We start from the raw sequence: 16,126 nt of genomic DNA on the forward strand, positions 1-16,126 counted from the left end.
CTGCATCGGAGGATTTTCGGACCATGTCACCCAGCCGCCGCGCCATCCTGGGCGCCAGCCTCGCCGCCCCCGTATTCCTGCCCGGTCTTGCCCGCGCCCAGGCCTGGGCGCCGGGGCGCCCGATCCGCCTCATCGTCGGCTTCCCGCCGGCCGGCACCACGGACATCGCGGCCCGCCTGCTGTCGGAGCCGCTGGGCCGGCGACTGGGCACCCAGGTGGTGGTGGAAAACCGCCCCGGCGCCGGCGGCAACATCGGCAACGACGTGGTCGCCAAGGCGGAACCCGATGGCCTGACCCTGCTGATGCAGACGATCAGCGGCGGCGCCATCAACTACGCGCTGTATGGCGCGCGGATGCCGGTGAAGCCGGAGGATCTGGCCGCGGTGGCGCTGATGCTGCGGGTGCCGAATGCCATCTTCGTCAACCCGCAGCTTCCCGTGCGGACGCTGGCCGAACTGGTCGCCTACGCCAAGGCGCGGCCCGGCGTGCTGAACCACGGCTCCTCCGGCGCCGGCACATCCCTGCACATGACCGGGGAGCTGCTGAAGCTGGAGGCCGGAATCGACATGACGCATGTGCCGTTCCGCGGCGCCGGGCCGATGCTGCAGGAGATCATCGCAGGCCGCGTCGAGGTCGGCGTGGACAATTTGCCGTCCGTCATCGGGCACCTGCGCGACGGCCGGCTGCGGCCGCTGGCGGTGACGACGAAGGAACGCAGCCCGGCGATGCCGGAGGTGCCGACCACGGCGGAAGCCGGCCTTCCGGGGGTCGAGGCCACCGCCTGGTTCGGCGTGCAGGCGCCCGCGCGCACCCCGGCGCATATCGTGAAGCGCATCTCGGACGAGATGAACGTCATCATCCGCGAGCCCGACATGCAGCGCCGCCTGGCCGATCTCGGCGGCATGGCGCCGAACCTGACGCCGGATGGCGGCACCAGCCCGGAGACCTTCGATGCCTTCGTCAAGGCGGAGATCACGAAGTGGGGTGAGGTCGTGCGCCGCAGCGGCGCGCGCGTGGAGTAGCCTGCGCCGCTCCGGCGCGCGCGTGGAACAGGGTGCGCCGGCGCGGGACTTGTGCCCCCGCACCGTGCCGCCATACAGCACGGCCAGGACAGTGAGGAGCCCTCCATGACCATCACCCGCCGCGCCGTGCTCGGCGCCGCCCTGGCGCTTCCCGCCGTTGCCGCCGGTGCCCAGGCGCCCTGGGCACCCTCCCGCCCCGTACGACTGGTGGTGCCGTTCCAGGGCGGCGGCGCGACGGACCTGACGGCGCGGCTGCTGGCGGAACGCCTGACGCCGATGCTCGGCCAGCCGGTGGTGGTGGACAATCGCGCCGGCGCCGGCGGCAACCTCGGCGCCGACATCGTGGCGAAGGCCGATCCGGACGGGCACACGCTGCTGATGTGCACGATCGGCACCGCCAGCATCAACCAGTTCCTCTACAGCCGCATGCCCTTCAAGCCGGAGGACCTGTCCGCGGTGGCGCTGGTCAACCTCGTCGCCAACGGCATCATGGTGCATGAGTCGGTGCCGGCGCGGACCCTGGGGGAGCTGGTTGCCTATGCCAAGGCGAACCCGGGCCGGCTGAATTTCGGCACGCCGGGCAACGGCACCTCCGGTCATCTGTCCGGCGAGTACCTGAAGGTGCGCGGCGGCTTCGAGATGACGCATGTGCCCTATCGCGGTACCGGCGGCGTGGTGCCGGACCTGCTGTCCGGCACCTTGCAGGTCGCCGTGGACAACCTGCCGGCCTACCTCCAGCACGCGCGGGACGGCCGCATCCGCATCCTGGCGGTGACCAGCCGGGACCGCTGGTTCGCGGTGCCGGAGGTGCCGACGGTGCAGCAGGCCGGCATCCCGGATTTCGAGGCGGTGGCCTGGTTCGGCGTGCAGGCGCCGGCGCGGGTGCCGGCGCCGATCCTGGCCCGCTACGCCAGCGCCATCGCCGAGATCTCCCGCAATCCGGAGGTAGTGGAACGCCAGCGCAGCTTCGGCGCCGAGCCCAACCCGCTCGGCCCGACGGAATTCGCCGCCTTCATCGCCGCCGAGAACGACAAGTGGCGCGAGGTGGTGCGCCTGTCCGGCGCGCGGCTTGACTGACGACACCCTGACGGCCTTCGCGCTGCCGCGCAGGCCGGCCGCGCTCGTCTTCGACATGGACGGGCTGATCTTCGACACGGAGACGCTGTACCGGGAGGCGATCTTCGCGGCGGCGGCGGAGGCCGGGCGGGCCATGACGCCAGCGCTGTTCCTGTCGCTCATCGGCAACCCCTGGCCGCGCAACCGCGCCCTGCTGCTGGCGGCCTTCGGCGAAGCCTTCGCCGTGGAGGCCTTCCGCGACGAGTGGGTGCGGTATTTCGAGGCGCTGGCCCTGCACCGGCAGTTCCTCAAGCCCGGCGTGGTCGCGCTGCTGGACCGGCTGGATGCGCTCGGCCTGCCGCGCGCCATCGCCACCTCCTCCGCCCACGCCACCGCCGCGCATCACCTGGCGGCGCATGGGCTGGCGGGGCGCTTCCACCACATCGTCGCGCAGGGCGACTACGCCCGCGGCAAGCCGGCGCCGGATCCCTACCTGCTGGCGGCGGCGCGCCTTGGCGTGGCGCCGGCGCTGTGCCTGGCGCTGGAGGATTCGCACAACGGCGTGCGGTCCGCGGCGGCCGCCGGGATGATGACGGTGATGGTGCCGGACCTGCTGGAGGCGACGGACGAGATTTCCGCGCTGTGCGTCGGCATCGCGCCGGACCTGCACGCGGTGGCGCGGCTGCTTTAGCCCCGCCACGCCGCCGGCACATGCCGGAACGGCAGCGCGGCGAGGTCCAGCGCCGCCGGGCCGGGGCAGTCGCATTCGACGATGGCGACGCAGCGCCCGGCGAAGGCCGCGCGGAAATGGTTCTTTGCCTTGTTGGCCAGCAGCCGCGTCGCATCCAGGTCGATGCCGTGCAGCGCGAAGAAGGCCGGGTCCACAGCCGCCTCCTTGCGGCTGGTGACGATAATGCGGAGGGTCTCGCCCACGCGCAGCACGGCGGTGGCGCCGAGGTCGACGGGGGCACCGCGTTCCATTGGTCCCTCATTGACGAAGCGGCCCTCCGTCAGGCGTTCCACCACCGCGGTGACGGCGACCGGCGGGCCGAATTTCGTGGTGGTCTGCCCGCCCAGGGCCACATCGATTCGCGCGCCCTGCCCCGCCGCGCGCGCCGCTTCCACCACTGCCACGTCGTGCAGGAAGGCGAAGACGGTGGGCACCGGCGGGCCGGCCTGCACCAGCACGCGCAGCATTTCCGGCGTGTCGGCGACGCCGCCGGACAGCGGGTTGTCCGCCGGGTCGAGCAGCGCCACCAGGCCGGGCGGCGCGGCGAGCGCCGTGGCCAGCGCCGCCTCCGGCCCCGGCAGCGTCACGGCGAAGCGCGGCAGGCGCGCGGCGATGGAATCCGCCACCGCCTGCGCCGCACGCGATGCGGCCTCCGCCGTGGTCGCCCAGGCCATGCCGCAGGGTCCGGCATGGGGCGTGTCGCCCCAGGAGAAGCCGCCGAAGGGCGCGGCCTCCAGCACCGTCGCATCCTCCAGCGCTGCGGCCTCGGCCCAGACCTCCGCCATCGGACCGGCGGCGCTGCGCATGTGGAAGGAGTGCAGCACGACCGGCAGCTTGGCGATGGCGCCATGCAGGTGCTGCCCGCCGATGCGGCGTTCCAGCAGCGCCAGGGCCCGCAGCGCCGTCGCGTCCATGTCGATGTGGGGGTAGCTGCGATAGACGCTGGCGCCATCCAGCAGCGTCGCGATCTCGGGCGCCATGTTGCCGTGGAAGTCAAAGCTGGCCGTCAGCGGGGTATCGCCGATCGCGGCACGGACCCGGCGGATGATGGCGAGGTCGGCGGCCGGTTCGTGCGCCGCCACGCAGGCGCCGTGCAGGGACTGATACACGCCATCCCATGGCGCGCCGGCCGCCAGCCCTGACAGGACTTCCGACAGCCAGCCCTCGAAGGCCTCGGTCGTCAGCGGCCCGCCGGGCTGGGCGGAGGTGCAGCGCAGGATCGTCGCCCGCCAGTCAGGCCGTGCCGCCAGGAAGGCCGCCAACCCGCCGAGTTCCGTGCCGGTGCCGGCATAGCGCGCCAGCGCCGCATCGCCCGCGACCCACTCACGGGAGCGCAGCGCATCCGGCCCCGTAGGCACCGGCGTGAAGGAATTGCCCTCGAACCAGAGGCGGGCGACAGCGATCTTCGGCATCGAGCCAGTCTAGTGACTGTTGACGCTCAGGCCAGCCGGCAAGGGCAACAAAGCAGAACACGCCGAGGAAGGACGGCCAGGCTGCTCATCGAAGGTGTTCATGGACAAGACCTGGGAACCCACAATGAAACCGGATCAGTTTACAACTATTCATGTCTGACTACGAATATTACTAGCGTAACATTAAAATAAAGATACCCCGATTATTTAAGACATCAAAGCGCAGAAATATGTTGTAATAAAGTCGCTTGTATTATAACATATGTTATCACGATGAAGTTATTTCTGAATTTTTAGGGACCGCAGTGACTTCCGTTAACGAACTTCATCGACGGGCCGGCTGTTGGCCTTCTGCTTCTCGGACCATCCCACAGGAGCTGAAAGCGAGCCAGGACCATGGACGTCCTCTTGATCGAAGACAACGAACTGCTTCGCGGAACACTCGAAGACGAGCTGAGCGAGGCCGGACTGCAAGTCCTCGGCTTGCACTGTGCGGAGGCAGCGTTATCCGCCGTATGCAACGACCCCGCATCGCCCACCGTGACCGTGACGGATGTGCAGCTGGGTCCCGGCATGAACGGCCTGAAGCTCGTGGCCGAACTGCGCCGAAGATGGCCGGACGCGAATATCCTGGTGATGACAGGCGAGGAAGAAAACCTGAGCGCGATGTGCGATCGCGATCGTCTGTCCTGCCTCATCAAACCCTTCGAGCCTGCCCGCCTGACCGCAGCCGTCATCAAGCTGATGAACGCGGCTGCGCCCCAGGCCTCGCCGCTTTAGGCTCAGATGCGCTCCGCCGCGAAGGTGTCGCAGGCTTCCAGCGTGCCCTGCTGCAGGCCGGCGCGGAACCAGCGGACGCGCTGGGCGGAGCTGCCATGGGTGAAGCTGTCTGGCTGCACCTGGCCGCCGGCGCGGCGCTGCATGCGGTCGTCGCCCACCGCGGCGGCGGCGCCGAGGCCTTCCTCGATGTCGCCTTCCTCCAGGATCTGCCGCGCATCCTGCGCCCGGCGCGCCCACAGCCCGGCCAGGCAATCCGCCTGCAATTCGACGCGCACCTGAAGGGCGTTGCCATCGGCCTCCCCGGCGCGCTGGCGCAGCTGCTGCACGCGCGGCAGCACGCCGAGCAGGTTCTGCACATGGTGGCCGACCTCATGCGCGATCACGTAGGCGGCGGCGAAGTCACCGGGCGCATTCAGCCGGCGCTGCATCTCGGCCAGGAAATCGAGGTCGATGTAGACCTGCCGGTCGGCCGGGCAATAGAACGGCCCGACGGCGGATTGCGCGGTGCCGCAGGCGCTCTGCACGGCGCCGGTGAACAGCACGAGGGTCGGTGCCTCGTAGCTGCGGCCGACTTCGCGGAACAGCGGGGTCCAGACATCCTCGGTCTCGGCGAGGACGCGGCGGACGAAGCGCGCACCGTCATCCTGCGCCGGCGCGCCGGGTTCCACCTGGCGCTGCTGTACCTGCGATTGCTGAAGCCCGGGGTCGCCCTGGAGGATGACGGACGGGTCGATTCCGAATAGCAGCGCCAGCACCACCAGCACCACGCCGCCAAGCCCGCCGCCGACCGCCAGCCCACCGCGCCCGACCCTGCGGCCGCGCCGATCCTCGACATTGCCGCTTTCGCGCCCACCACCCAGCCGCATGCCGAACCCTCCGTGACGACGTGGCAACGTCCTGTGGAGGAGGAAGTTTCAGCCGCCTTGCAGAAGCCGCGTCAGCGCCGGCGACAGGCCCAGCGCCTCCCGCCCCCTTGGTGCCGCGTAGCTGCCGGCGCGCGGCTTCGGCAGGCCGAGCGGCACGAGCGACTCGGCCAGCTTCACGGCGCAGACGATGCCGTCCAGCAGCGGCACCATCGCGCGGTCCTGCAACTCCGCCGCCATGCCGGCCAGCGCCGCGCCGGCCAGCACCACCGAATCGCAGCGCGCCGCCATCTCGGCTGCGGCCTCCAGCACCAGGGTGCGCGCCGCCGCCGGGTCGCGCAGCGACTCCTGCGGCGTCAGCGGCAGGCCGCGCACCTCGCCGCAGCGGCTGGTCAGGCCATGCCGCGCGACCAGTTCCTCATAGGGCCGCGCCTGCCCCAGCGTCAGCACGCCGAAATGACCGCCGAGCAGGCAGGCGGTGAGGCAGGCGGCTTCCGTCATGCCGATCACCGGGCAGGGCATCATCTGCCGCGCCGCCTCCAGAGCCGTGTCGTGGCTGACGGCGAGGATCGCGGCCTCGACCTGGCCGGCATGCTCCGCCAGCGTCGCCAGCAGCGCATGCGCGGCGATGGCGTTTTCCACGCGGGTCGAGATCACCGCCGGGCCGAAGGCGGGCGTTGCGCCGATGATCTCGGTGCCCGGCGCCGCGATGGCACGGGCGGCGGCGACGCAGGCCTCGGTGATCGCCTCCGTCGTGTTGGCATTCACCACCAGGATGCGCATCGGCTCAGCCACCGACCATGGTGGCACCGGCGGCGGGAAGGGTGGCGGCGGCATCGGGCGCCGCATCCTCCGGCCGGCCGGTGCTCAGCGCCAGCAGGCCCTGCGGCAGGGCGCGGGAGGTTTCGGTCAGCAGCAGCAGGCGCAGCGCCTCCCGCGTCGCGGGCGCCTCGCCGTCGGCGGGATCCTCCAGGGCCTCGGGGCGCCGCTTCCAGACCTGCAACGGGTTGAACAGCAGCACGTCGCCCGGCCGCACATCCAGCCGCAGGGCCAGGCCGGGCTCGGCACAGATGCCGTCCAGCAACTCCAGCGCCTGCATCTGCGCACCGGTCAGGCGCGGCGTCTCCGGCTGGCGCTGCGCCGCATCGATGGCATCGCGGGAATAGCGGCCGACAAAGGCGCCGGAGGCGGTGCTGAACACCGGCAGGTCCAGCACCGCGCCGCCCGGTGCGGCATGCGGCAACGGCCGGTGCAGGATCTCGAGCGCCGCGCGGTCGCGCTTCATCATCTCGTTGTGCACGGTGGCGGCGGCGACCAGCATGGCCGGGTCGCCATCCGGCGGCTGGCGCAGCACCAGCAGCGCTACGACATCCGCTGCATCGGCATGGAAGCGCCAGCGGAGCGCACTGCCGGCGGGGCTGGATTGCCGTTGCACCGCGCCACCCTCCCCCGGCAGCGGGCGGCCGAGATGGGTGCCGAGTGCCATCAGCAACGGTTCGGCCAGGGCATCGCCCAGGCGGTCCAGCGTCAGGCCGCGCAGAAGCACGAAGCCGCGGCCGGTATCGAGCCGCGCGCCGGCGCCGCGCAGCACGGCGCCGAGGCGGGGCAGCGGCGCCTCCGCCGCGGTGGCCGGCGCGCGACCGCCCAGGGCGGCCAGGGCCTGTTCCAGTTCCACCACATCCTCCGACCCCACCGGGATCATCCAGTCGGAAGGGCGGAGGTCGGCGGCACGCCAGGCGGCGGGGCCGGCCTGGGGCACCAGGCGGGATCGCGGGGTGCCGATCGTGGGGGTGTGGCTATCGCTCATGGCGGCAATACTATCAGCCCACGGCGAAGCCGCCATCTTGCGTTCCGGGCCGGCCTTCCCGCAGGCTGCACCCCTTGCCGGAGACTGCATGCCAATGGACGCCCCGAGCCTGACCGCCGCCCCCATGGATTTGTCCTTCGACGCGGAGTCGATGCTGGAGGGCCTGCGCCGCTGGGTGGAATGCGAAAGCCCCACCTTCGACGCCGCCGCCGTGAACCGCATGATGGACCTGGCCGGCCGCGACCTGGCGCTGATGGGCGCGCGGGTGGAGCGCATCGCTGGCCGCATGGGCTTCGGCGACTGCGTCCGCGCCCGCTTCCCGCATCCGTCCGGCGACACCACGCCCGGCATCCTGGTGCTGGCCCACCTGGACACGGTCCACCCCGTCGGCACCTTGGCGAAGCTGCCCTGGCGGCGGGAGGGGGGCACCTGCTGGGGCCCGGGCATCTTCGACATGAAGGGCGGCACCTACCTGGCGGTGGAGGCCCTGCGCCAGCTGCGCCGCGCCGGCCGCGCCACCCCCCTGCCCGTCACCTTCCTGCTGACGCCGGACGAGGAAGTGGGCAGCCCCTCCACCCGCGACCTGATCGAGGCCGAGGCGTCGCGTGCCCGCTACGTGCTGGTGCCGGAACCGGCGCGGCCGGATGGCGGCGTGGTGACCGGCCGCTACGCCATCGCCCGTTTCAGTCTGCGGACCACCGGCCGCCCGAGCCATGCCGGCAGCACCCTGGGCGAGGGCCGCAGCGCGATTCGCGAAATGTGCCGCCAGGTGCTGGCGATCGAGGCGATGACGACGGAGGACTGCACCTTCTCCGCCGGGGTGATCCATGGCGGGCAGTGGGTGAACTGCGTGGCGACGCATTGCGACGCGGAGGTGCTGAGCATGGCCAAGCGCCAGCCGGACCTCGATGCCGGCGTCACGCGCATGCTGGCGCTGAAGGCGGCGGCGCCGGATGTGGGGCTGGAGGTGAAGCGCGGCGTGACGCGGCCGGTGTGGGAGCCGGATGCCGGCACCATGGCGCTGTACGGGCTGGCGCGGGAGATCGCCCAGGGGCTGGGGTTCGACATCGCGCACCAATCCTCCGGCGGCGGGTCGGACGGCAACTTCACCGGCGCGATGGGCATCCCGACGCTGGACGGGCTGGGCGTGGCGGGGGCCGGGGCGCATACGCTGGACGAGCACATCGCCATCGGCAGCCTGGTGCCGCGGGCGCGGCTGTTCGCGGGGCTGCTGGAGCGGCTTTCTTGAGATTGGCGAAACGTTCCCTAATTATGGTAGTCTCCGCTTAATTGAGATGGGGCTGCCGGAATGCTGCGACTCGCGATGATCCTTGTCCTGTCCGCGCCGGGCCTGGCCGCGGCGCAGAGCTCGCCGATCAACGGCCCGACCGGCGGCGCGGTGCATGGCCAGACCTGGGACATGCGGCAGGACCTGTCCTCCCCCACCGCGACCAACGGCGTGCCGCTGACCCGGACCCAGCGGCTGCGCCAGCAGGCGGCGGAGGCCGCGGCGCGCGACCGGGCGCGCCAGCAGGGCCAGCGGCAGCGATAGGCGCCGGCCTCAGGTGCCGCCATCCACCGGCAGCACCTGGCCGGTGATCCAACCCGCCTGGGCGGAGGCGAGGAACATCACGGCGTTGGCGATATCCTCCGGCTCGCCCAACCGGCGCATGGCGATGCGGTCCAGCAGCGCCTTCTGGCCGGCTTCGCCGTAGCTTTCGTATTGCCGGATGGTCGCGGGATTGGACAGCGCGAAGCCGGGCGCCACGGAATTCACCGTGATGCCGAAGGGGCCGAATTCGCGGGACAATTGCCGGGTCAGCCCGACCAGCGCGTGCTTGCTGGCGCAATAGGCCTGGATGCCGGTGAGGCTGGCCTTCAGCCCGGCGCCGCTGCTGATGGTGACGATGCGCCCCGCCTTCGCCCGCTTCATGCCCGGCGCCACCGCCTTGGCCAGGTTGAAGGCGCTGTGCGCGTTGATGTCGAAGATGGCGTGCCAGTCTTCCTCCGGCACCTCCTCGATCGGGCGGTTGGACTGGCCGCGCACGCCGCCGGCATTGCAGACCAGCACGCCGACCGGCCCGCCGCTGGCCGACTCGATATCGCGGATCCAACCGGCGGCGGCGCCCTTGGCGGTCAGGTCGAAGGCGGCGGTGGTGATTTGGCCTTCCGAATCGGCCGTCTCCTTCAGCTCCTCGGCCGAGAGGTCGCAGGCGAAGACCCGGGCGCCGAGCCGGGCAAAGCCGCGCGCGATGGCGCGGCCATACCCGTGCCCCGCGCCGGTCACGGCCACCACCACGCCTTCGAATTGGATATTCACCGCATCAACTCCGTCAGGTTGTCGTCGGACATCGGGCGCGTGCCGCGCTCGCAGTCGTGGATCATGGCGATCAGGCGCTCCAGCGTCGGCCAGGCCAGGCCATGCGTGCGGCCGATCGGTGGCACCGCGCCGATCTGCGCATCCGCCGGCGTCGCGCGGCGGCGCACCCACAGGTCGCGCCAGACGCCGGAATGGGTCTTGGCGTTGGGGCGGTTGAAGGCCTCCATCGCCTGCATGGAGCGCCGCGCCGCCGCCTCCGTCCCGCCCGGCCCGAAGGCGTCCGGCGCGAAGCCGTTGAAGCCGAGCGGCGTCACGCCTTCCGCGCGGGCGACCGCAATCACCTCGCCGCACAGGGCGCGGACCAGCGGCAGCAATTCGGTGCGGGCCAAGGTATCGGCGATGCCCTTCTCCGCCAGGCCCTGGGCGTAGAGCAGGCTGGAATAGGCCAGCTTGCCCCACAGATAGCCCCAGATGTTGGGCGTCAGCACGGCGTCCGGCTCGAAGGTCTCGCGCAGCAGCGCATGCAGCGCCTGCACGCGTGGCGTGGTCGTGCCATCGAGCTCGCCCACCACCACGGCGCCGCGGTTGCCGTAGAGGATGCGCCCCGGCTCCAGCCAGTCGGCACCGAAATTGACGAAGGCGCCGAGGGTGCGCCCCGTGCCGCAGACCTCCGCGATGACGCGCTCGCACAACCCGTTCTGCAGCGACAGCACGTAGCCATCGGGTGCCAGATGCGGCAGCAACTGCCGGCAGGCGGCTTCGGTGTCGTGCGTCTTCACGCACAGGAAGACGCGCCGGAAGACGCCCTGCACCGCCTCCGGCGTGGCGGCCGGCGCGGTGATGCGAAGCTGCGCGACCGGACCCTCGATGACCAGGCCGCGCGCCGGGTCGGCGATGGCGGCGACATGGTCCGCCGCGACGTCGCAGAACACCACCGGATGCCCGGCCTGCACCAGATGCGCGCCCACCGTGCCGCCGATGGCGCCCGCGCCCCAGACCAGGATCGGGTCCTGCACCATCGCCATCACTCCCTGATATGCGCCCCTGGCATGCGCCGCGCCCTTGCGCCGCGTGGCGGTGCCAGCCCACCCTGTGCATCAGGCTAAACAGGACCAGCCCCGCGTCAATGCGCCCGGACCGAAGTGGGAATCTGAAGGGCGCCGCGCTGATGTCGGCCGCCGCCTTGCTGTTTGCGGCGGAGGTTCTGATGATCCGCTGGATGACCACGCGCGGCATCCCGGTGGAGCTGCAACTGGCATCCCGCGCCTTCGGGCAGTTGCTGTGGGTCGCCCCGCGCATCGCCGGCAGCGGGCTTGCCGTGTTCCGCACGCGCCGCCTGCCGATGCACCTGCTGCGCGGCACCAGTTCGCTGGTCTGCTGGGGGCTGTACTACTATTCCTTCAGCCGGCTCGACATGGCGACCGGCACGGTGCTGTCCTTCACCAACGTGATGTTCACCACGCTGCTGGCGGCGCCGATCCTGGGCGAACGGGTGGATCGCTGGCGCTGGTTCGGCACCATCGCGGGGCTGCTGGGCGTCGCGGTGATGCTGCGGCCGGGCGCGGAGATCGATGCCTTGGGCGCCGCGGCCGCCATCGGCGCGGCCATCGCCTGGTGCGGCATCACCCTGACCAGCCGCGCCCTGACCCGCACCGACTCGACGATGACGGTGCTCGCCTGGGTCGGCGTCGTGACCTTCGGCGGCATGCTGCCGCTGGCGATCCGCGCCTGGGTGCCGCTCGATGTGCTCGACGTCGCACTAATGCTGGTGGTCGCCACGGTGATGCCCGGCATCATCGTGCTGGTGACGGAGGCGCTGCGCCACGGCGAGGCCTCCGCCATCGCGCCCTTCCAGTACCTGCGCCTGGTGGTGGTGGCCGCGGCGGGCTGGATCCTGTTCGGGGAGGTGCCGGACCTGTTCGGCTGGATCGGCGCCGCCATCATCCTCGGCGGCGCCATGGTGGTGACCATCGCCGAGGCGCGGCGGCGTTGAGCCGATTCACCCAGGCCGCGCTGCTGGCCATCGCGGCCGGCTTCGTCTTCAACCTGGAAACCACGCTGGTGAAGGCGATCGAGGGCGTGCCGCTGGCGACGATGGTGCTGGCGCGCTCGATCGGACAGCTCGCCTGGACGCTGCCGGCGCTGGCGCGCGACCCTTCGCTGCCGCGTACCGGTGCGCTGCCGATGCAGCTGTTCCGCGGCCTGCTCTCCGTGGTGTCCTGGTACACCTACTACCTGGCCTTCGCCGGCCTGCCGCTGGCCACGGCGACGGTGCTGTCCTTCACCTCCGTGCTGTTCGTCACCGCGCTGGCCGGGCCGATGCTGGGGGAGAAGGTGGGCTGGCGGCGCTGGAGCGCCACGCTGGTGGGCTTCGGCGGCGTCGTCGCCATCGTCCGGCCGGGCGATGCGGGCGCGGTGGAGATCGGGCTGCCGCTGGCGGCCTCGCTGTTCTCGGCGCTGATGGGCGCCGTCATCATGCTGACCACCAAGTCGCTGTCGCGCACGGAGCGCACCGGCACGATCATGTTCTGGATCGGCGTGGTCTCGGTTGCCGTGTCGCTCCCGGTGGCGCTGCCGGGGCTGGCCTGGCCGGGCTGGGGCAATCTTGGCCTGCTGGTGCTGTGCGGGCTGTGCGGACCGTTTGCCATGCAGTTGTGGATCACCGGGCTGCGGATGGTGGATGCCAGCGTGCTGGCGCCGATCTCCTATGTCCGCCTGGTCTTCGCGGCGGCGACCGGCGTGCTGCTGTTCGCCGAGGTGCCGGATTGGTGGCTGGCGGTGGGCACGGCGCTGATCGTGGGCTCCGCGCTGTACATCACGCGGCGCGAATCGATACTGGCGCGTCGGGCTCAGCCGGTGAAGCCGGAGGCGCCCAGCGCCACGTCCAGCGGCGCCGGCGAGAAGCCGAACTCCCGGTAGCCGCGCCGCAGATGCTCCACATACCAGGCCTCCGGCGGGCCGGGCCGCAGGCGGCGCCCGGCATAGATCCAGGCCTCGCCACCCTCGGGCAACGGCACGCGAAGGCGCTCGTAGATGCCGAGCGCCGTGCCCTCGAACCGGTCCAGCCGCGGCAGGTGGCCGAGGCGGATGCGCCAGAGGCCGACGGGGACCGTGGCCTGCGGGTCCGGCTCGATATCGGCGTAGCGCCGCAGCACCAGGCGCCAGCCTTGCAGCAGCGCGCTGCCGGCGGGTTCCGCGCCACGGCAGCGGCCGCGCATCCGCGCGTGGTCGAGGTTGCTGCCATAGGCGGCGTAGATCAGGGGTGGCGACATGCCGCCGCAGGGTGGCGCGATGGGCCGCCACGGACAAGGACAGGTCGATGATGCTGTTGCTGCAGGCGGCGCCGCTGCTGCTGCTGGTGGGCCTGCTGCTGTCCGGCCGCGCCGGGCCGGTGCCGGCGGTGCTGGCCGCGCTGGCCGCGACGGTGCCGGCGGTGCTCGCCTCGCTCGATGGCCCGGCACTGCCCTTCCTGGTGGCGGAGACGCTGCGCGGGGCCTTCCTGGCGGCGATGCCGATCGGCGTGGTGATCGGCGGCCTGCTGTTCCACGCCGCCGTCGCCGGCCCGGCGGCGGAATCCGCGCAGGCCGCCACGCCACGGCGCATCTTCGTCGCGACGCTGCTGATGGGCGCCTTCATGGAAAGCGTCACCGGCTTCGCGGTCGGCGCCGTCTTCGCGCTGTCCGCGCTGCGCGGCATGGGTCTGGCGGGCGCGCCGCTCGGTGCGATGGCGCTGCTGGCGCTGACCCTGGTGCCCTGGGGCGGGCTTGGCCCCGGCACCGCGCTGGGCGCGGCGCTGATCGGGCTTCCGGCGCAGGATGTGGCGGCGCTGACGGCCTGGCCGAACGCCGCCTGGCTGCTGCTGATGGGGCCGGTGCTGTGGCGGCTCTGCGCGGCGGCGGGGGTGGCGGTGCCAGCCGGCGAGAAGCTGGCGCAGATGGGCTTCCTGGCCGCCATCGCGGCGCTGCTGGTGGCGGGGCACGCGCTGTTTCCGTTCGAGGTCGTCGGCATCCTCGCCGCCGGCCTGCCGCTGCTGCTGGCGTTGTGGCGGCTGGACCCGCCGCGCGACGCCGCGGGCTGGCGCCGGGCGGGCCGGGCGCTGGCGCCCTATCTCGGCCTGACGGCGGCGCTGCTGCTGGCCCGCGCCTGGGCCGGCGCGCCAGCCTTCCGGCCCTATGCGGACCTGCCGGCCTTCCCGCTGACGCATGTGGCGGTGGTGCTGTGGCTGGTGGCCGGCGCCCTGCTGCTGCGGCATCCGCAGGGTGGCGCGCGGGCGTGGTCCGCCCTGCTGCGCGCCCGCCGGCCGGCGCTGGCCATGCTGCTGTATGTGGTGCTGGCGCGCTGGATGACCGGCTCCGGCATCTCCGGCGCGCTGGCCGTCGCGGCGGCGGACAGCCTCGGCACGCTCGCGCCCTATGCGGTGCCGGTGCTGGGGCTGGCCTCCGGCCTGGTCACCGGCAGCAATGTCGGCTCGAACGCCGCGCTGATGCCGGTGCAGGCGGCGCTGGGCCAGGCGGCCGGGCTGCCGCCGCTGCTGGCACCCGCGGTGCACAACTTCGCCGGCGCCGCCGGGGCCGGGATGTCCTTCGCCGTCACGGCGCTGATTTGCGGGCTGCTGGCGGATGGCACGCGGCCGGCGCAGATCTGGCGGCTGCTGCTGCCGTCGCTGGTGGGCGTGGTGCTGGTCGGCTGGCTCAGCGTGGCGCTGCTGGGCTGACCGCGGCGCGGCCGGCCGTCGTCGCCACCACGAACAGGCCGCCATCCCGCGCCTCGCAGGCCAGCAGGCCGCGATCCGTCGCATCCTCCCACACCGGCACGCGGGGGCAGGAGGTGCGCCAGCCTCCCATCACCTCGGCATAGGGGCGTGGTGCTGCGGCGATCCAACCCACGAGGTCGAGGATCAGCTTTTCCTTGGGGTCCATGGCAGGTCCTCCGCCCTGGCCGCGCTGGCAGCCAGGCGCATGGTGGAAGCTGGCGCGACCACGGGCGCGCTTCAAGCTGGCCGTCCATCGGCCGGCCGCGCAACGGACCGGGTTGAAGCGCAACCCCTGAGTCTCCTATACGACTTCTCTTAACGGGCGCCGCGAATGGCCGCCCGGATTGGGGAGACGCCTTTCACATGACCTTGTCCCGCCGCCTGGCCCTGGCTTCCGCACTGCTCGCCCCGATGCTCGCCCCATTGGCCCTGACCATCGGTGCCGCCCCGGCCGCGGCGCAGACGCAGTTCACCGTGCAGCACGCCCTGCCGCTGGACAGCCACACCGGCGCCGGCGCCGCCGCCTTCAAGGAGGCCTTCGAGCGCCTGACCAACGGCCGCTTCCGCGTGGTGCCGCAGCGCAACGACAACGAGCGCGAGATGATCGAGAGTGCCCAGATCGGCACCATCGAATGCCTGTTCACCTCCACCGGCCCGGTCGGCAACTTCGTGCCGGAAGTCCGCATCTTCGACGTGCCCTTCCTGTTCCGCGACACCGCCCATGCCCGCGGCGTGCTGGACAGCGAGATCGGCCAGGCGGTGCTGGCGCGCTTCCCCGCGCGCGGCCTGATGGGCGTGATCTGGACCGAGAACGGCTTCCGCCACCTCACCAACTCCAGGCGCGAGGTGAACGCCCCGGCCGACCTGCGCGGGCTGAAGGTCCGCACCATGGAAAACCAGGTGCACATGCGCGCCTTCACCACGCTCGGCGCGCTGCCGACGCCGATGGCGTTCTCCGAACTGGTGCCGGCGCTGCAGCAGGGCACGGTCGACGGGCAGGAGAACCCGATCTCGGTGATCGTGGCGAACAACCTGAACCAGGTGCAGCGCTACATGACGCTGACCAACCACGTCTATTCGCCCTCCGTCATGATCTGCAACCCGGATGCAGTGAACCGCCTGAATGCCGCCGACCGCGCGCATTTCAACGAGGCCGCCCGTGCCGCGCAGAAGGCGAACCGGGACCGCGTGACGGCCGATGAGCAGTCCGGCGTGGCCACGCTGCGGAGCCGCGGCATGACGGTGGTGACGCAGGTGGATACCGCCGCCTTCCAGACCGCCCTTGCGCCGGCCTTCGCCGAGTGGGAGCGGACGATGGACGCCGCCACGCTGCGCCGCATCCGCGACTGGCGCGCCAACTGAACCACGCCTGACCGAGCCGCC

18 protein-coding genes are annotated in these 16,126 nt (G+C 71.9%); 10 read left to right on the forward strand and 8 right to left on the reverse strand.

Annotated features, from left to right (window positions below):
* Positions 1 to 23: 23 nt before the first annotated feature.
* The 3 genes from ACFHPP_RS22740 to ACFHPP_RS22750 all read left to right on the forward strand — a co-directional run bounded on the left by ACFHPP_RS22740 (position 24) and on the right by ACFHPP_RS22750 (position 2,769).
* The gene (locus ACFHPP_RS22740) at positions 24 to 1,022 is read left to right on the forward strand and encodes a Bug family tripartite tricarboxylate transporter substrate binding protein (protein ID WP_437165526.1); all 999 of its coding nucleotides are present in this window, start codon (positions 24 to 26) and stop codon (positions 1,020 to 1,022) included.
* Positions 1,023 to 1,127: 105 nt separating this feature from the next.
* A complete protein-coding gene (locus ACFHPP_RS22745) occupies positions 1,128 to 2,099 on the forward strand; it encodes a Bug family tripartite tricarboxylate transporter substrate binding protein (RefSeq protein ID WP_437165527.1) in 972 nt (323 codons plus the stop codon).
* Positions 2,092 to 2,769 (forward strand): HAD family hydrolase, encoded by a 678-nt coding sequence (locus tag ACFHPP_RS22750; RefSeq protein WP_437165528.1) that lies wholly within the window; start codon positions 2,092 to 2,094, stop codon positions 2,767 to 2,769. Before ACFHPP_RS22745 ends, ACFHPP_RS22750 begins: the two co-directional genes overlap by 8 nt.
* On the opposite strand, the gene ACFHPP_RS22755 is transcribed toward ACFHPP_RS22750, so the two are convergent.
* Positions 2,766 to 4,220: a M81 family metallopeptidase gene (locus ACFHPP_RS22755; RefSeq protein ID WP_437165529.1), complete on the reverse strand. Its 1,455-nt coding sequence runs from the start codon at positions 4,218 to 4,220 to the stop codon at positions 2,766 to 2,768. The genes ACFHPP_RS22750 and ACFHPP_RS22755 overlap by 4 nt on opposite strands.
* A 396-nt stretch (positions 4,221 to 4,616) precedes the next feature.
* Between ACFHPP_RS22755 and ACFHPP_RS22760 the strand changes: the two genes are divergently transcribed.
* Positions 4,617 to 5,000 (forward strand): response regulator, encoded by a 384-nt coding sequence (locus ACFHPP_RS22760; RefSeq protein ID WP_437165530.1) that lies wholly within the window; start codon positions 4,617 to 4,619, stop codon positions 4,998 to 5,000.
* Between the two features lie 2 nt (positions 5,001 to 5,002).
* Here ACFHPP_RS22760 and ypfJ read toward each other — a convergent pair whose 3' ends face one another.
* The 3 genes from ypfJ to ACFHPP_RS22775 are packed head-to-tail and all read right to left on the reverse strand — an operon-like array spanning position 5,003 to position 7,670.
* Positions 5,003 to 5,866: a KPN_02809 family neutral zinc metallopeptidase gene (gene ypfJ, locus ACFHPP_RS22765; protein WP_437165531.1), complete on the reverse strand. Its 864-nt coding sequence runs from the start codon at positions 5,864 to 5,866 to the stop codon at positions 5,003 to 5,005.
* 48 nt (positions 5,867 to 5,914) lie between these two features.
* Positions 5,915 to 6,700: an aspartate/glutamate racemase family protein gene (locus tag ACFHPP_RS22770; protein WP_437165532.1), complete on the reverse strand. Its 786-nt coding sequence runs from the start codon at positions 6,698 to 6,700 to the stop codon at positions 5,915 to 5,917.
* On the reverse strand, positions 6,651 to 7,670 hold the full coding sequence (locus ACFHPP_RS22775; protein ID WP_437165533.1) for a TauD/TfdA family dioxygenase: 1,020 nt from the start codon (positions 7,668 to 7,670) through the stop codon (positions 6,651 to 6,653). The genes ACFHPP_RS22770 and ACFHPP_RS22775 overlap by 50 nt, the downstream gene beginning before the upstream one ends.
* A gap of 88 nt (positions 7,671 to 7,758) precedes the next feature.
* On the opposite strand from ACFHPP_RS22775, the gene ACFHPP_RS22780 reads away from it, so the two are divergent.
* Positions 7,759 to 8,919, forward strand: coding sequence for a M20/M25/M40 family metallo-hydrolase (locus ACFHPP_RS22780; protein ID WP_437165534.1), 1,161 nt, complete (start codon positions 7,759 to 7,761; stop codon positions 8,917 to 8,919).
* A 60-nt stretch (positions 8,920 to 8,979) separates the two neighbouring features.
* Positions 8,980 to 9,222, forward strand: coding sequence for a hypothetical protein (locus ACFHPP_RS22785; RefSeq protein WP_437165535.1), 243 nt, complete (start codon positions 8,980 to 8,982; stop codon positions 9,220 to 9,222).
* 9 nt (positions 9,223 to 9,231) lie between these two features.
* Here the strand turns inward: ACFHPP_RS22785 and ACFHPP_RS22790 are convergent, their stop codons facing one another.
* Both ACFHPP_RS22790 and ACFHPP_RS22795 read right to left on the reverse strand, forming a co-directional pair.
* Positions 9,232 to 9,990, reverse strand: coding sequence for an SDR family NAD(P)-dependent oxidoreductase (locus ACFHPP_RS22790; protein WP_437165536.1), 759 nt, complete (start codon positions 9,988 to 9,990; stop codon positions 9,232 to 9,234).
* A complete protein-coding gene (locus ACFHPP_RS22795) occupies positions 9,987 to 11,015 on the reverse strand; it encodes a ketopantoate reductase family protein (protein ID WP_437165537.1) in 1,029 nt (342 codons plus the stop codon). The genes ACFHPP_RS22790 and ACFHPP_RS22795 overlap by 4 nt, the downstream gene beginning before the upstream one ends.
* 101 nt (positions 11,016 to 11,116) lie before the next feature.
* On the opposite strand from ACFHPP_RS22795, the gene ACFHPP_RS22800 reads away from it, so the two are divergent.
* Positions 11,117 to 11,983, forward strand: a complete 867-nt coding sequence (locus tag ACFHPP_RS22800) for a DMT family transporter (protein WP_437165538.1) — start codon at positions 11,117 to 11,119, stop codon at positions 11,981 to 11,983.
* Positions 11,980 to 12,909, forward strand: a complete 930-nt coding sequence (locus tag ACFHPP_RS22805) for a DMT family transporter (protein WP_437165539.1) — start codon at positions 11,980 to 11,982, stop codon at positions 12,907 to 12,909. The genes ACFHPP_RS22800 and ACFHPP_RS22805 overlap by 4 nt, the downstream gene beginning before the upstream one ends.
* On the opposite strand, the gene ACFHPP_RS22810 is transcribed toward ACFHPP_RS22805, so the two are convergent.
* The gene (locus ACFHPP_RS22810) at positions 12,840 to 13,262 is read right to left on the reverse strand and encodes a gamma-glutamylcyclotransferase family protein (RefSeq protein ID WP_437165540.1); all 423 of its coding nucleotides are present in this window, start codon (positions 13,260 to 13,262) and stop codon (positions 12,840 to 12,842) included. The genes ACFHPP_RS22805 and ACFHPP_RS22810 overlap by 70 nt on opposite strands.
* A gap of 47 nt (positions 13,263 to 13,309) precedes the next feature.
* Here ACFHPP_RS22810 and ACFHPP_RS22815 point away from each other — a divergent pair, with 47 nt between their 5' ends.
* On the forward strand, positions 13,310 to 14,704 hold the full coding sequence (locus ACFHPP_RS22815; RefSeq protein ID WP_437165541.1) for an L-lactate permease: 1,395 nt from the start codon (positions 13,310 to 13,312) through the stop codon (positions 14,702 to 14,704).
* Here the strand turns inward: ACFHPP_RS22815 and ACFHPP_RS22820 are convergent.
* Positions 14,682 to 14,909, reverse strand: a complete 228-nt coding sequence (locus ACFHPP_RS22820) for a hypothetical protein (RefSeq protein ID WP_437165542.1) — start codon at positions 14,907 to 14,909, stop codon at positions 14,682 to 14,684. The genes ACFHPP_RS22815 and ACFHPP_RS22820 overlap by 23 nt on opposite strands.
* Before the next feature lie 197 nt (positions 14,910 to 15,106).
* Here ACFHPP_RS22820 and ACFHPP_RS22825 point away from each other — a divergent pair, with 197 nt between their 5' ends.
* Positions 15,107 to 16,105, forward strand: a complete 999-nt coding sequence (locus ACFHPP_RS22825; RefSeq protein WP_437165543.1) for a DctP family TRAP transporter solute-binding subunit — start codon at positions 15,107 to 15,109, stop codon at positions 16,103 to 16,105.
* Positions 16,106 to 16,126 lie beyond the last annotated feature (21 nt).

The organism is Falsiroseomonas sp. E2-1-a20, from assembly GCF_051433195.1.
In the GTDB taxonomy this organism is placed as follows: Bacteria; Pseudomonadota; Alphaproteobacteria; order Acetobacterales; family Acetobacteraceae; genus Falsiroseomonas.

Bases quoted from the DNA above. Each gene is read 5' to 3' on its own strand.
- ACFHPP_RS22820 (WP_437165542.1), bottom strand. From the start codon at position 14,909: ATGGACCCCAAGGAAAAGCTGATCCTCGACCTCGTGGGTTGGATCGCC.
- ACFHPP_RS22795 (WP_437165537.1), bottom strand. From the start codon at position 11,015: ATGGCGATGGTGCAGGACCCGATCCTGGTCTGGGGCGCGGGCGCCATC.
- ACFHPP_RS22825 (WP_437165543.1), top strand. From the start codon at position 15,107: ATGACCTTGTCCCGCCGCCTGGCCCTGGCTTCCGCACTGCTCGCCCCG.
- ACFHPP_RS22800 (WP_437165538.1), top strand. From the start codon at position 11,117: ATGCGCCCGGACCGAAGTGGGAATCTGAAGGGCGCCGCGCTGATGTCG.
- ACFHPP_RS22770 (WP_437165532.1), bottom strand. From the start codon at position 6,700: ATGCCGCCGCCACCCTTCCCGCCGCCGGTGCCACCATGGTCGGTGGCT.
- ACFHPP_RS22810 (WP_437165540.1), bottom strand. From the start codon at position 13,262: ATGTCGCCACCCCTGATCTACGCCGCCTATGGCAGCAACCTCGACCAC.
- ACFHPP_RS22755 (WP_437165529.1), bottom strand. From the start codon at position 4,220: ATGCCGAAGATCGCTGTCGCCCGCCTCTGGTTCGAGGGCAATTCCTTC.
- ACFHPP_RS22815 (WP_437165541.1), top strand. From the start codon at position 13,310: ATGATGCTGTTGCTGCAGGCGGCGCCGCTGCTGCTGCTGGTGGGCCTG.
- ACFHPP_RS22760 (WP_437165530.1), top strand. From the start codon at position 4,617: ATGGACGTCCTCTTGATCGAAGACAACGAACTGCTTCGCGGAACACTC.
- ACFHPP_RS22775 (WP_437165533.1), bottom strand. From the start codon at position 7,670: ATGAGCGATAGCCACACCCCCACGATCGGCACCCCGCGATCCCGCCTG.
- ACFHPP_RS22740 (WP_437165526.1), top strand. From the start codon at position 24: ATGTCACCCAGCCGCCGCGCCATCCTGGGCGCCAGCCTCGCCGCCCCC.
- ACFHPP_RS22780 (WP_437165534.1), top strand. From the start codon at position 7,759: ATGCCAATGGACGCCCCGAGCCTGACCGCCGCCCCCATGGATTTGTCC.
- ypfJ (WP_437165531.1), bottom strand. From the start codon at position 5,866: ATGCGGCTGGGTGGTGGGCGCGAAAGCGGCAATGTCGAGGATCGGCGC.
- ACFHPP_RS22785 (WP_437165535.1), top strand. From the start codon at position 8,980: ATGCTGCGACTCGCGATGATCCTTGTCCTGTCCGCGCCGGGCCTGGCC.
- ACFHPP_RS22745 (WP_437165527.1), top strand. From the start codon at position 1,128: ATGACCATCACCCGCCGCGCCGTGCTCGGCGCCGCCCTGGCGCTTCCC.